We start from the raw sequence: 13,690 nt of genomic DNA on the forward strand, positions 1-13,690 counted from the left end.
TGTTTTAACTATGAACTTTACTGTAACGAGAACGTTAATATATCTTTTTTCATTCCTAGCTTGTGGGAAGAGTCTTTAGATTTTTTTAATGAGCTGGTCGCGGAAAAGAGAAACTTTTTCCCTAACTAGAAATTCGACCTACCAAGGGAGAACTGGCACTGGCATAGGCTTTGACTGGAATGCGTCCCGATTGGTAGGCGAATCGTCCTGCTTGGGTGGCCATGCCCATGGCAGTTGCCATCATCACCGGGTCTTGAGCTTTGGCAATGGCAGTATTGATTAGTAATGCATCAGCTCCCATCTCCATGGCTTGGGCTGCTTCACTGGGAGAACCGATGCCAGCGTCTACGACGACTGGTACTGTGGCATTCTCAATAATGATCTGAATATTGGCCATATTTTTGATCCCTTGCCCCGATCCTATGGGAGATCCTAGGGGCATGACAGTAGCACAGCCGACATCTTCTAGGCGCTTAGCTAACAGGGGATCGGCATTGATATAGGGAAGAACAGCGAACCCCTCTTTAACCAATTGTTCAGCCGCCTCCAAGGTACCGATGGGATCAGGTAGCAAGTACTTAGAGTCTGGGATCACCTCTAGCTTGATAAAGTTATTATCTTCTTGACCTAACAGCTTGGCCATTTCTCGACCGAGCCGGGCGACCCGAACGGCCTCTTCTGCTGTTTGGCAACCAGCGGTATTTGGGAGCATCCATACCTTGTTCCAATCCACGGCTTCAGCTAAGCCTTGATGCCCAGGGGCGTTGGTTTGTACTCGCCGAACGGCGACGGTCACAATTTCGCAACCACTGGCCGCAATACTACGCCGCATCGTTTCAAAATCGTCATATTTGCCGGTACCGGTCATTAACCTTGACTGGAACTGTCGATGACCGATTTGTAGGGGTTCAGTCGTCGCAGCCGAGGAGGAAGAATCAATGGTTTGCATAGCCAAGGATGAAGGTCTAAGAAAAGTTCAGCAATGAAGGGAAACTGCCGCTAGGCTAGTGAAGTATCTCACATTATAAGAAACCAACTTGCGGTCATGGGAACCCCTTATTTATCCCCTGCGTCAGAAAGGGCAGGTGTAATTATGGTCAATTCCATTCATGACAGCCAGTCTTCAGGTATCTTGGTCAAGGGTTAGGGTTGAGGATTCAGAACCTCACGTGCAAATACCAGCAGCGAAACTTGGCAACTCTGAGCTGGTGCAACTTTGTCAAGCTGGGTTGCGCCCCGATCGTGTTGCTTTCACAGAACTCCTCAGACGCTACCAGTCTCATGTCGATCGGGTGCTTTATCATCTTGCTCCCGATTGGGATGATCGAGCCGATTTGGCCCAAGAAGTGTGGATACGAGTCTATCGAAATATCAGCCGTCTTAAGGAACCCGCGAAGTTCCGGGGATGGTTGAGTCGGATTACCACCAATTTGTTTTATGACGAGCTTCGCAAGCGTAAGCGCCACCGCAGCCCCCTATCTCTTGATGCACGGCTGACTATGGAAGATGGTGATATTGCCTGGGAGATTGCGTCAGGAGAGCCAGGGCCGGATGAAAGCTTGGCCACCCATGAGTTTTACGGTCAACTCAATGATGCGATCTCAGAACTCCCAGAAGCATTTCGTACCACGATTGTTTTACGGGAAATTGAAGGCTTAGCCTACGAAGAAATTGCCGAAATTACGGGTGTTTCCTTGGGAACGGTCAAATCTCGGATTGCTCGGGCTCGTTTGCGGCTGCAAGGGCAATTGCAAAATTATCTTAAAGATTGACGTTAAATTCTTCATCAAAGTTGATCATTCTAAGGATATAGAAGTAAAACCTTTAACACTTCTTTGTCGGTCCCCTAAACATACGTTAGATTTGAACTAGGCTTTCATTGATGAAACGCTTGCTTGAGATACCGACCTGGTATCAGCTTTTTGTCTCAGGTAGATGACCGTACTGATCACCTTACTGTACTAATCAGGGTGAGACATTAATTTATTTCATCTAAACCTCCCAATCGGGCAAGTGAGATACTGCTATGGATGACATTAAAACAATAGAATTTGATCGGTTTGAGCTACTGAGTGCCTATCTGGACGACGAGGCCTCCGCTGCTGAGCGGAAGCAAGTGGAAGCTTGGCTAGCAACTGACCCTGAATTTAGTCAGTGCTATCAGCAACTTCTGCAACTCCAGCGTGGCTTTCAGTCTACCCCTGCGCCTACCTCTACGCCAGTGGAACAGACGGCAGAAGCTGTGTTTTCCCAAGTAGAGCGCAAGCCAAAATTAGCCTTGTGGGCAACGGTAGGTACGGCAGCTGCAGTGTCCGTCGCAGCGATTACGGGCCTTTTCTCTGGTGGAGGATCGTTGATCCCCCAAACGGCTCAGAATTCTGAGAATGCCGAGAATGCTACTGTGGCCATTAACTCTCAGTCGGATAACTTGAAGCCTTCCGATTTACTGATTGCCATTGAACAATCTCCCGTTGATATTCCAGTGGCGATTAACCTCTCAGATACAGAGGCGCGGTAGCTAGCGCAGTAACGATCCGGTGATCATGCCAACTAATAGGAGTAATCCTATCCAGACGTTTTGACGAAAAAGCTGACCATAGGCGCTAGGAACTAGGTTTTTACGCCTGAGTCGGTAAATTTGTCGCCACCAGAGATAAGTGCTGAGTCCAAGGGATATCCAATACCCAAAGTGGAGATTGAGGGCGTACCCCAGTACACCTAAACAGATGATAGTAGCCACTAAAAAGAAGGAAATGGCAGCTTCGGCATAATTGCCAAAGAATAATGCACTGGAATTAATGCCCAGCCGCCGATCATCAGGACGGTCAGGCATGGCATAGATGGTGTCAAAACCCAACGTCCAAAGTACGGTCGCAGCCCACAGCAGCCAGGCTCCTATGCTGAGATTGCCAACTGCAGCACTCCAGCTAATCAGTACCGAAAAGCCCCAAGCAATGGCCAGCACCAATTGTGGGACTGGAAAAACTCGCTTGGCTAATGGATAGCAGATAATAACGGGAACGGCGGCGACGCATAACCCAAAGCTCAGCGGGTTGAGGAATTGAGATAGTCCAAATGCACAGGCGAAAGCAGTAAAAGCAACCGCTAAACCCACCCGAATGGTCAGAGTTCGATCGGCTAAAGGTCGCTTTCGAGTGCGTTGAACTTGGGGATCAATATTCCGATCCCACAAGTCATTTACAACACAACCGGCAGCACTGGTGGCCAGGCTGCCGGTAATAATGATAGTAACGAGTCCCAAAGAGGGTTTACCTTGGGCTGCTAGCACAATGGCCCACAGTGCTGGAATCATTAGGATTAAGCGGCCTTCTGGTTTATCCCATCGCAACAGTTTGATGACTGCGAGCCAGGTGGGAGTAGACGGTTTGGACTGAAGGCGGGCCATGCTGTTTCATCGTGAATTCCATTACTAATCATGCCAAAGATTGAAAAGCATGGGATCAGGAAATAGAAATGATGAGACAAGATTCGCTAGAAATTTGATGGGGCTAAGCACGGGTCAGCTAAGAGTGCTTCCATACCCAAGATAAAAGTACGCCACTGGCTGCAAGCTTCAGGACTTCAAAACTCCAGTACACATAGTGCAGTTGATCCATCGTGTCGGGGACAACCACAGATTCAAATAGAGACAGTTGAATTCCTAAGCCACTCATTTGTGGGGTGAGGCCGTAGGTATAGATTAAGGGGATAGCGAGTAAAATAGTCGCCAGAACAATCGCTGCTTTACTCAACGGCAGCTGCGGAGTGATGGCTCGCCACAGCAACGTGCCCGATAGCACGACAGCTCCGGCCACTAATTCAACGCGATTAAACATAGAGAAAATCATATCTCCAGCTGATGCAAATCCAGGGTCTGACATCATGCCAGAAAGATATAGCCCTGGCATGATGATAAAGTCCATCAGGACGCTGGCACCGATCCAGGCCATGACAGTCGCAATCATGATGGCTTGGACGATGGAGAGATTGAGGGGACTCGTCTGTGTTAGAGCATTGGGTTGATTCTTTGCAGCAATGGTCATAATCTTGCGATCCAAGTTCCGTCTAGTGAAGGTCTTAAGAACCTCCGTATTGCTAGCCTAACGAGAACTTTTGGAATTCTCAGGTCTTTGAAACAAAACGCAAGTCTATTGCAATAAAACGACAAGTTACGGTGTTTATAGCGGCTGAGATTCTAGGATGATGCGTGTTGACCCTAGCGCTTTGAGAACTGGGTTAGTTTTCCAATCTTCAATGAGTAAGCGTTGTAGCAACTGTGCTGCTTGCTTACTATCTGGCGTCTCTAGCTGGCCGAGATAATGCCGAGCGCTGTGGAAAGAATCATCTTGACCCAGCTCAAAAATACTATCGGCCCGTTCCATTAAAGATTTGACTTGATTTTGCAGATTGGTCCATAGATCTACATGCCTAAGATTACTAAAGGCTTCGGCGACTAGATCTTGGCGATGCTGAATGAGGACGGTTTGGGGTCGAAGAAGCGGTGGTAAATCATCCACCATCACCGCAGGACCATAAAAAATGCAGTGGAGAGCGTCAATCCACTTCGTATAGGGCTGGAAAAACCTTTGCAGGATATGGAGGGCTTGAGCTGCAATAATACTGCCCTGACTGTGGGCCAGAATGATGACTTCTGACCCTGTTCGAATACTGTGCACGACTTCATAGGCTAGACGAAAGATGGATCGTGGGGCTCCTGCTGGATAACTGCCATATAAATACGCCTCGAAGTCGTCCCAATTCATGTTTTGAATAAAGGGGAGTCGCCGCATAATCTCTAGGTCAAACGGTAACTTCTGAGCGGCTTCTCCTAGGGTAATCGCTAGATTTTGCCGCTGTTGCTGCAGTTCGGCGAGGATGTCAGCTTCTGGAGGGAGGGTGAGATCGCACAAAAGTGTCAGCATATCGGCATACTTTTGCAGGCGTTTGTCGCTGTCTGTAGAGAGCCGCTCTGGCCAGAATTGGGCGAGTTCGGCTTTGCCCATCATGGACTCTAGTAAATCACCTCGATACCCGGAGGTACTGTTATGGATGCCGATGATGTCAAGGGGACGATCTAGAGTTAACCAGACTAAGGTTTCTAAATCCTGTAGCTGTCTTTCGGCTGAACTCGTCACACCGTTAACGTGAAGCAAGCGCTTGGCTCGACCAATAGGTTTTGCAGGTGGATAAACCAGTAAATGACCGTCTTGTTGCGGTTCGCTCAGCATAGAACAATAGACTGCGTGTTACCAACAGTATCGATAGTGATAAGGATCACGAAGTCTGCGTGATCCACATCCTGCCTGGACCTGTCTTCAATTGCCATACTACAAGAGACTCGGTGCTATCTGAGTCGTCAATGGGGAACACACAGTACGCCGGCAGACTTGGTTCAGTTTGTCGGTTTTTTATTGCTTATTTTTAGTGAACCTTGTCTTGAACCATAACCCTATTTCATTAAGCCCATCGTGTGCTTCCAGGACAACTCTTTACGCAAAATATCGAGAGCTCTGCGATCGCTACCGTCAAATAGGGGACTAATTTGCCCAAGAACCTGCTCAACAAGCTGTGAGGCAAATGCTCCTCCAGATCGTAATAGATGGCTGTAATAGCCAAATTGGGGTTGATGTGTGCGATCTAAATGAAAGGCGTGGATATCATCCGTGGTCATCGTCCACACTGGTGTATTCACTGGAACAACCAAGCTTGGAATACCTTGATCGCCGTAAGCATCTGATTGGTCCTGAACCAGTACACCAATGAGAACACACCAGAGCAAGGTTCGAGTTTCTCGGATTAAATCGGGCGTAAAGAAGGGATCCGGCTGACTGACTAAGCGTGGCCCTGAACTGAGATAGGCGGGATTAAATAATTGAGAGTTATAGACCAGCCCCACAGCCCAATGTCGATCTTCAGTTTCAAGCTTGACGAAGCAGCCAAACCCATAGTCATCCGGTCGAGGAGGGGTCAAGACTTCCATGGCATCATCCACTTGGATGACGTAGTCGCAATGTGAATCTGATTTAACAACTTTTCCGAGTTTCATACTCAAGAGTTAGGCTATGTTTGCTTGAATTCTAGATGCCTTCATCTGTTATTGGTGTCAGCTTACAAAGACTTAAGACCTGTGGCAGCTATACAGCCGTAAATGCAAGGCTAATGTCTAAGCCTGGGGAGCTTTAGAGGTGTTCTGTGAACCATGTCCATGGGTGGGACAAGGCGGTGCACTAATGGATCGATCCAGCCAACCTACGGCTTGCTGTAAGCGCAGTAAGCCTTCTTCAGACTGATCATTAAGGAGAAATACAATCGCAGTAGCAGCCTGCTCTAATGCTCGAGCCCGACGGTTACCTTTGAGGCGATGCCAATCCCCAGAGGTAATAGTTAACTGTTCTACCAGTTTGCGAGCAGTTTCGAGGGTAACCTCTGTTGAGGTGGATAGCTTAGAAGACTGAGTGGGAGAGTCGGATGACATATGCAGATCCTAAATTGTGCCTGAAGCTGATTGTAATAGGGGTATCCTAATTGTGTCAGGCTCAGGTATTTACCGAACTCTTGACTTTAAGTGGGCTGATACAGAAATCCCTGTTACAATGCCCACTAGCGATTCCTGCGACGTTGGTGACTGCCAATATTGTTTTTTGATCTATACCTTTAACGCTAGGGAGCCATTTGCTCGATGGCAGTAGACCAAGCTTGTACTTGGAAACTTTAAATCGATGTTTTCAACTCCCACCTGGATGATTCCAGGTCAAAAACTGAGGTAAGACGGCGTTGCGGGAAAAGCACCTCAAAAAAAGGTTTTTAAAAAGAAGAACCCCAGTCACCTGGGGTTCTTCTTTTGGATGGGGGCGGAGGGACTTGAACCCTCACGACCTTACCGGTCAACGGATTTTCATTCTCCTGCTGCTTTCGCAGCTGCCAATGTGGTTTTGAGAATTGGACTCTCCCTTTACCCGCGCCATACCTCAAGATTTGTTTTGAGTCGCGTGAGGGTAGCTCCCGTCGAGTCTCTGCACCTTCCAAATCAGTTATGACTTGGCTTGGCTCAGGATTGCCTTGTCTGAACGTTCAGATTTAGGTTTCCCTGAGTTTGAGAGCATTCACTTACAAGATTTCTCCTGTAAGGCTCAGCTTTCTAAGTCCGTAGCGTCTACCATTCCGCCACGCCCCCTTATTGCTTGGACTACAATAGCACGGGATTATGACAAGTTTGCAAGTCAATTTGGTCGTGTCTCAAACAATTGTGGGGTAGTAGAGCATCTCATGCCAGTGACATGCGCAACCAGCTAGTGCTGCTGTTGTTTTCAGCCAAGTGAAGCCAATTGAAATAACTCACCACTCACCGAGCGATGATCTTTGGTTCAGACTCAGACTTTGCCAAACTTATTCTGGCGGCGATGTCATCGTAAGGTTTGCTGACGGACAACCCCATTAGTGTGCTTCAATCCTTGTGCCCAGTCTTTAGCGTTGTAGGGGCTAATCTCTGAAGCTAAGACATGCTCATACCTGCCTCAATCATCACTATTCCTAGCGTTGTTATCGGTATTGCCTTCAGAACTGCTTGTCAGTTCATCTGAATGAAGAGTCGGTATGTATTCTGACGTGACAGATTGACGCCAAGCCGTTGTCGTTCGCTAACTCAATTGCTACCCTACCTCTAACTCTTAGGTGAGACAGTGCTTTGGCTTTTGTTCAGAAAAGACCACATCTCATCAGCACTGCTATCATCAGTATCGATTGCTGGAGCAGTTCCATTACCGAGAAATTGAGAGCGCTGGCTGGCAGCACGGACAAGCGCATCAATAAATTGGTGTTTCCTTTATATCAAACGGTATCAGGTCGCTCAAACCCATCAAATAGATGTTGCTGCTTGCTAGGTAAACGGAAGAGTTCTGAGTTCAGCAGAGTGGTCTCGATCTAGTAGACCAAATAGCACAAGGTTGATTCAGGAACCTCCCAATCCCCGCCAATATGTAAACAAATCAGAGATTCTCGTCAATATTGAAGGACTACCAATAGTTAATCAGGACGGCAACATTTCGAAGATCACCCTGCATTGAAGTGACCCAGGTGATCAGTGCGCCATTCAGGAGCAAGAGTGTGAAGGGTGGATTTTTGAGTTTAGTTCGTCGTTTGTAGCCCTGAGCCTGACTGCCTGACAGAAGTATCTCAAAGCCTTTATTTTCATAGTCTTTGAGAAAAGAGTGGAGCGACATGTGAAGCTAGATTTAAGCACAAATCAGCGTTACTCAAATGTCAGGCTCCACCCAAATTTATCGTCAACTGTTCTCCTTTTTACGTCAACACAGCCATTATCGAGATTTGCGTCATCTCATGACCCTGGGATGGATGGTGAGCGCCTTAATCTGCAGTGAACGATTATGCTTATCTGCTTGGAATCCTATGTCCCCTGCCGAGCAAAAAAGCCCAAAGTGTCGAGCGTCGCTGGCAACGCTTTCTGTGCAATCCGCTCATTGATGTCCACAAACTGTATGTCCCTTTGGTCCTTCTAGCGCTTAAGAACTGGCGAACCCATCGCCTTTACCTAGCGATGGATACCACGGTTTTATGGAATGAATACTGCATGATTCATGTATCCGTTGTCTGCTGTGGCAGAGCAGTACCGTTGTTATGGAAAGTATTAGAGCACAAGAGTGCGGCGGTTGCTTTTGAGGAATATCAACCGCTATTGCGTCAGGCCCGTTGGTTATTACGGCAGCATCCAGATGTCATGTTGTTAGCAGATCGTGGGTTCGCGAACCATCAACTGATGAGCTGGTTACAGCAGAGCCGTTGGCATTACTGTCTGCGTATCCCATGTGATGTCCTTCTCCATGGCCCCCGTCAATGTCCAAGAGAAGTCCGTAGGTTATGGCCATCCAAAGGAGAAGCTCTCCTCTACCGTAATGTCGGGCTTTGGGATGATGGCCTCTATCGGTGCAATTTGGTACTGGCGAATATCCGAGGCGTAAAAGAACCATGGGCAGTGATTACAGATGAATCACCCTCGTTACAAACCTTGTGGCAATACGCCTTGAGGTTTCGGGTGGAAGAATTATTCCTCGATAGTAAATCTGGTGTGTTTGAGCTTGAAGAGTCGAAAATTCGCTGTGCTGATGCTCTGGAGAGGCTGTACCTGATTGCTGCTGTGGCACTGCTATACAGCACGACTCAGGGGATGGCTGTTCATATTAAAGGGCTACGCCAACAGGTTGATCCCCATTGGCACAGAGGCATTAGCTATCTCAAGATTGGATTGCGGTGGCTCAAGGGGGTGGTCCATAAAGGACGGGAGTTGTTGATGCCAGTCCCCTTATTCACCAAGGATCCGCAACCGTGTTTTGCCTCTAAAAAAGCTCAAAAGAAACACTACAACAAAATCTGGTTCTCTCGTATCCGCTCTCTACAGTGCAAAGCTTTATGAGCTATGGAATACAAAGATCTGTCAGGTAGTCAGGGCTCAAGACTAGATTGCAAAGCCAATGATACACAGAATATAAATATTTTGAACCTAATGCTTTATGAAAAAACCAGTCTTTCAGTTCAGTGTTCTGTTGTAAATATCTTTAGCGAACTTGCTAAATTTTTATAATTTTCTGTATTTTATTAATGCTCGAATAGCATAGTTTAAAAAACTCCAAATCGAACGAGATAAGCTTAGTTTTTCTATGTCTCGGTAAACTTTCCATACTTCTAATGCTGAACGAAACTTATTGCGAGATATAGAACCACTCATAATACGATATCGCATTAAATCTTTGTCTAACCCATAGGCTGTTAACCCTGATTTTAATATTTCTAAAAAACATACAAAGTCGTCATAATAGACTGACTGCATTGTGATACGCTTACACTTTATCTTATCTATCAGAACGGTTGAAGTGGCTATTGCAGTATTTCCAAGGAAATCTTGATAGTTCAGAGTATCAGGAACAGGTATATACTGCCCAATTTTGGAGCCATCAGCATTGGTTCTCCTGAATCCAGTGAAAATGATTGCAGCATTATTCTTCACCGCAAATTCTATAGATTTTTCAAGTTTTTGTGGTAGCCAATAATCATCACTATCTAAGAACGCTATCCATCTTCCATTAGCATTCTCGAGACCCATATTCCTAGTAGCTGCAGGGCCACTATTGACAGGCATATGGTAGAGCTTAATTCTTGTGTCTTTCTCACACCAATACTCGACAAGTTTACATGTATTATCCGATGAGCAATCATCAATTATTATCATTTCCCAATCACAATATGTTTGAGAAATTACTGATTTAATTGTTTCTTCAATATGATTCGAAGCACAATATGCTGGAACAATAATTGAAACAAGATTGCTATTAAGCATATTACTAATGAGCTGAACTAATTACTTTGCCTTTTCTGTTATATACTGCTGGCCAGCATATAAAAATACTAATAAATGCAAAAGGGTAACTAAGAATATCTACAGCACAAAGAAAAGGAGATAAAAGAGAAATAGTTTCGATAAAATGTGATAAGAAAAAATTTAAATAACTACCTTTATTTTTCTTCATTAAGATATAAGATATCTTAGCTAAATACCCAAGAATGATTGCAAAAAGACAGGTGCCTAGGAAGGAATATTGGTAATATACCGCCCCTGGTAGTGAAGGGAATCTACCAACTAAGATCCAGTCAGTATCAACAGAGATCTCAACCCCAAGTCTAGATAGTAACGAGTAAAAATAGTTAAATATAATTACCTTATCTTCTACAGGACTAGATAGTAGTTTAACCGTTGTAGAAAGACTATGAGTGAGATATGAAAAACCCAAATTTATAACTGCTAATATTGAGCCAATGATAGGTGTATTTGAACAAAAATCTTCAAACCACTTATCTTGGGAAAGTCCAAGAAAGTTAAGTATATGATTAGCATATAAAACGATGTGCTGATCACTAGCTTGGCTGCGCCATACGAAAACTAGAAGTAGATAAATTAGTAAGGAAATGATTAGTGCTCGTATAGTAATTCGATACTGAATCTTGTTAAAAAGTTTTTCTGATGGCAATCGACTATCTGAGAAATACGAAGAAACCATAAATGCAATCATTAAAAATATATTGGATCTCCCTCCGGTTATGAGACCATTAATTAAAGATATTGTAAAAACTATAAAAAAGAATCTTATGCGTGTCGAATTTGGGAGCTTTACTGAACGTTTCATTAATAAAATAACAGCTAAGAAATAACTGTTGCCAAGTAAATATCCCAGTACACTGAAAATCGATGATATGCTTCCATCTCGCTCTTCACCAAAAGTTTTCCACTGCTCTCTTGCTACGCTAAAACCTTGAGAAAAGTCAATTCCTTGAATCGCTACTTTATCAATGATAAGGGCCAATAAACCAATCATCGAGAGGTATATACAAAACCTCAGATATTTTTTTGTTGTTTTGGGATTAGAGAAAAGTGGTTCACACTTTTTAGATTTCACAAATTTACTTGGAATTAGTTTGTATGCCAGTGAGAAACAAATGGCAAATAAAAATTGAATTGATAATGCATAATTAATTTCTCCATAGATAGACTCAATGGGCTGGATGATAAAAATCATCCAGTAACTAATCCATATTATCCAAAATCTTGTAAGCATATTTTTGTTGATAATTATTAGAAATAATTACTATGAATTGATATAGGTAGATATAAATATGAGATAATGCATATTTGAATTAGTAGACATAAGAAAATATTGAAATAAATCAAATATTCAGAATCCATTGCTTTTGTGCCTCTAAGAAAGTTATAAAGTTTGTGGTTGTTTTCTAAAAGTTGTCTGCCATGATGTAGCCATTGTCACTAAATAATCACTGATACTCAATACTCCTGAAAAAACTGCCAAATTGCCAAGGCTTATAATATTAGTGTGGAAGAAATGAATATAAAATATCCATAGAATAATACTGAAAGTTATAGTAAACATTTTTAATGTAAATAACTGGATATTATTGCCAGTTATGATTAAAAAACTAGACCAAATACCAGCTATCCGGAATGATGCAGTAACCATAAAATAAGGTAGTAGTGCTTGTATGTTTTGGTATTTAGGGAATATATGTATGAATCCATAATTCATAATAAGCCAAATAGCTATGCTTAGCACTGCCCAAGCACAAAATAAGATTCCAGAAATCTTTAATGATAAAAAGTAGGTGTGAACTTTACCAAAAGTTGCATTGCGACGTACTAGCATTGGAAATACAGTAGTATTGATCAAAGACTGGATCATTTGTCCAACTATCAAGATAGTTCCTGCAAATGTATAAAGTCCGAAGTCTTCTTTGTTAAAAGTATGTGATGCAATCCATCTATCAATATTAAACATCAGGAATGTCGTACTAGATGCGAGAAATAGCCAAATGGATGCCTTCCATTGGATATTTGGGAGCTTTCTTATTGCCAGATGTAATGCATGAGTAAACTTAATAGATGCGTTACGATAAACTGAAACTAGTAATCGATGGATAGTGATGATAACTACCGATGTCTCAGCCACTAATGTTAAGAAAGCTGAGCCAGTGGCACTAGCAATTAATCCACCTACTACTATTATCCCTGATGATCTAGCTAGGTACTGTAATGAATATCGAGTAGGTTGTCCACGACTTCGGCTTTCAGTAGTAGCAATTAAAAATATTTGCTGAACTAGTCCATGGAGTAGCCCAATTAGCATAAATTTAGTTGGAATTTCTAAAGTTAAGATGTTAGCAATAAAAATAACTAAGAAAATAAAACATCCAGATACTGAAGAAACTATAAGACACTGACTGAGTAAAATTGCACCCGACTTTTCATGATGGCGAAGGATCATGATGGGTAAATCTCGTTGCAATATGATTTGAAGACCAAGACAATTCAACATATTAAAAGAGCTTGAAACTAAAAGCCCAAAGCTAAATTCTCCAAAAGCTTCAAGTGATAGCAATCTTGCCATTAATAGCGTACGAGCCATCATGATGGACATGGCTAGTAGTAGTATCGGAACATACCACAGTTTTTGGAGAGACTGTACTGAATATTTTGTGCGTAAATTCATATGTTCTTGATATATGATTCTGGTTTTATAAGAATTAAACTTTTAATAAGGAAAGAATAATTTCTTCCCAACTAATATCTTTTTTCCTTAATATATTTGATGCTCTAATTTATAAGCGGCTGAGAATTAAATACTAGAATAGTGATAGTTTTATATTGTGAATGACTAGCTTATAGCGGATTACATAACTATCGAAACTACATGATCAGTTTAAAGCCTTGTTAGGAAGGTACTTGGCGTTTCCATAATTCTGAAAGCCGCTATAATAAGATCTTTTTAAGGGATCGAGTTTAGATAGAACTCATTAAAAGTTTTGTATGAAGCTACTAACTCCTTAAAGCTTGGTTGGAAAAGGCATGGAAATAATTTGGTTATGGTTTAGGTATTGTCCGTTGTAAAACACTGTCACTTTTCCCTGCAAACCTTAGGATATTTAAGCTCTCTTCAGTATCGATAATTTTTGAGGATTGGGTCACTCGATGAGAGACAACGGCAATTTTATTAATCACCATCTTTGATTTTTAGGTTTATTGATGTAAATGGATCTGAGGTTAAACCAGAAATCACTAAGATTGTAAATACGTTCTATATCAGAATGAAATCAGAACATAAGTTGGATTGTGATA

Annotated in this window: 12 protein-coding genes and 1 other RNA gene; 4 read left to right on the forward strand and 9 right to left on the reverse strand. The window is 43.1% G+C overall.

Annotated elements, in window-relative coordinates; genetic code table 11:
* Positions 1-121: 121 nt before the first annotated feature.
* A complete protein-coding gene (locus tag ON05_RS19800; protein WP_010469547.1) occupies positions 122-949 on the reverse strand; it encodes a thiazole synthase in 828 nt (275 codons plus the stop codon).
* Between the two features lie 160 nt (positions 950-1,109).
* Between ON05_RS19800 and ON05_RS19805 the strand changes: the two genes are divergently transcribed.
* The gene (locus ON05_RS19805) at positions 1,110-1,772 is read left to right on the forward strand and encodes a sigma-70 family RNA polymerase sigma factor (protein WP_010469549.1); all 663 of its coding nucleotides are present in this window, start codon (positions 1,110-1,112) and stop codon (positions 1,770-1,772) included.
* Between the two features lie 254 nt (positions 1,773-2,026).
* The gene (locus tag ON05_RS19810) at positions 2,027-2,518 is read left to right on the forward strand and encodes an anti-sigma factor (RefSeq protein WP_010469552.1); all 492 of its coding nucleotides are present in this window, start codon (positions 2,027-2,029) and stop codon (positions 2,516-2,518) included.
* Here the strand turns inward: ON05_RS19810 and ON05_RS19815 are convergent, their stop codons facing one another.
* The 5 genes from ON05_RS19815 to ON05_RS19835 all read right to left on the reverse strand — a co-directional run bounded on the left by ON05_RS19815 (position 2,519) and on the right by ON05_RS19835 (position 6,475).
* Positions 2,519-3,406, reverse strand: a complete 888-nt coding sequence (locus ON05_RS19815; RefSeq protein WP_010469554.1) for a 4-hydroxybenzoate solanesyltransferase — start codon at positions 3,404-3,406, stop codon at positions 2,519-2,521.
* Between the two features lie 118 nt (positions 3,407-3,524).
* A complete protein-coding gene (locus ON05_RS19820) occupies positions 3,525-4,043 on the reverse strand; it encodes a hypothetical protein (protein ID WP_010469556.1) in 519 nt (172 codons plus the stop codon).
* 135 nt (positions 4,044-4,178) lie between these two features.
* On the reverse strand, positions 4,179-5,228 hold the full coding sequence (locus ON05_RS19825) for a hypothetical protein (RefSeq protein ID WP_010469559.1): 1,050 nt from the start codon (positions 5,226-5,228) through the stop codon (positions 4,179-4,181).
* Between the two features lie 221 nt (positions 5,229-5,449).
* On the reverse strand, positions 5,450-6,046 hold the full coding sequence (locus tag ON05_RS19830; protein ID WP_010469561.1) for a hypothetical protein: 597 nt from the start codon (positions 6,044-6,046) through the stop codon (positions 5,450-5,452).
* 117 nt (positions 6,047-6,163) lie between these two features.
* A complete protein-coding gene (locus ON05_RS19835) occupies positions 6,164-6,475 on the reverse strand; it encodes a DUF6439 family protein (RefSeq protein ID WP_010469563.1) in 312 nt (103 codons plus the stop codon).
* Between the two features lie 129 nt (positions 6,476-6,604).
* On the opposite strand from ON05_RS19835, the gene ssrS reads away from it, so the two are divergent.
* Together ssrS and ON05_RS19845 are read left to right on the forward strand one after the other, a co-directional pair.
* Positions 6,605-6,787, forward strand: a non-coding RNA gene (ssrS, locus tag ON05_RS19840) — 6S RNA.
* 1,587 nt (positions 6,788-8,374) lie between these two features.
* Positions 8,375-9,427, forward strand: a complete 1,053-nt coding sequence (locus tag ON05_RS19845; RefSeq protein ID WP_262562011.1) for a transposase — start codon at positions 8,375-8,377, stop codon at positions 9,425-9,427.
* Positions 9,428-9,589: 162 nt separating this feature from the next.
* Here the strand turns inward: ON05_RS19845 and ON05_RS19850 are convergent, their stop codons facing one another.
* The 3 genes from ON05_RS19850 to ON05_RS19860 form a co-directional block, all read right to left on the reverse strand.
* On the reverse strand, positions 9,590-10,348 hold the full coding sequence (locus ON05_RS19850; RefSeq protein ID WP_010476788.1) for a glycosyltransferase family 2 protein: 759 nt from the start codon (positions 10,346-10,348) through the stop codon (positions 9,590-9,592).
* Positions 10,349-10,352: 4 nt separating this feature from the next.
* Positions 10,353-11,621: an O-antigen polymerase gene (locus ON05_RS19855; protein WP_029315427.1), complete on the reverse strand. Its 1,269-nt coding sequence runs from the start codon at positions 11,619-11,621 to the stop codon at positions 10,353-10,355.
* 150 nt (positions 11,622-11,771) lie between these two features.
* The gene (locus ON05_RS19860; RefSeq protein ID WP_175307249.1) at positions 11,772-12,983 is read right to left on the reverse strand and encodes a lipopolysaccharide biosynthesis protein; all 1,212 of its coding nucleotides are present in this window, start codon (positions 12,981-12,983) and stop codon (positions 11,772-11,774) included.
* Positions 12,984-13,690 lie beyond the last annotated feature (707 nt).

The organism is Acaryochloris sp. CCMEE 5410 (assembly GCF_000238775.2).
Classification (GTDB): Bacteria; Cyanobacteriota; Cyanobacteriia; order Thermosynechococcales; family Thermosynechococcaceae; genus Acaryochloris.

Excerpts from the sequence above, each read along its gene's own strand:
- ON05_RS19805 (WP_010469549.1), top strand. The coding sequence starts at position 1,110 with ATGACAGCCAGTCTTCAGGTATCTTGGTCAAGGGTTAGGGTTGAGGAT.
- ON05_RS19830 (WP_010469561.1), bottom strand. The coding sequence starts at position 6,046 with ATGAAACTCGGAAAAGTTGTTAAATCAGATTCACATTGCGACTACGTC.
- ON05_RS19835 (WP_010469563.1), bottom strand. The coding sequence starts at position 6,475 with ATGTCATCCGACTCTCCCACTCAGTCTTCTAAGCTATCCACCTCAACA.
- ON05_RS19810 (WP_010469552.1), top strand. The coding sequence starts at position 2,027 with ATGGATGACATTAAAACAATAGAATTTGATCGGTTTGAGCTACTGAGT.
- ON05_RS19850 (WP_010476788.1), bottom strand. The coding sequence starts at position 10,348 with ATGCTTAATAGCAATCTTGTTTCAATTATTGTTCCAGCATATTGTGCT.
- ON05_RS19860 (WP_175307249.1), bottom strand. The coding sequence starts at position 12,983 with ATGATGGCTCGTACGCTATTAATGGCAAGATTGCTATCACTTGAAGCT.
- ON05_RS19825 (WP_010469559.1), bottom strand. The coding sequence starts at position 5,228 with ATGCTGAGCGAACCGCAACAAGACGGTCATTTACTGGTTTATCCACCT.
- ON05_RS19855 (WP_029315427.1), bottom strand. The coding sequence starts at position 11,621 with ATGCTTACAAGATTTTGGATAATATGGATTAGTTACTGGATGATTTTT.
- ON05_RS19815 (WP_010469554.1), bottom strand. The coding sequence starts at position 3,406 with ATGGCCCGCCTTCAGTCCAAACCGTCTACTCCCACCTGGCTCGCAGTC.
- ON05_RS19820 (WP_010469556.1), bottom strand. The coding sequence starts at position 4,043 with ATGACCATTGCTGCAAAGAATCAACCCAATGCTCTAACACAGACGAGT.
- ON05_RS19800 (WP_010469547.1), bottom strand. The coding sequence starts at position 949 with ATGCAAACCATTGATTCTTCCTCCTCGGCTGCGACGACTGAACCCCTA.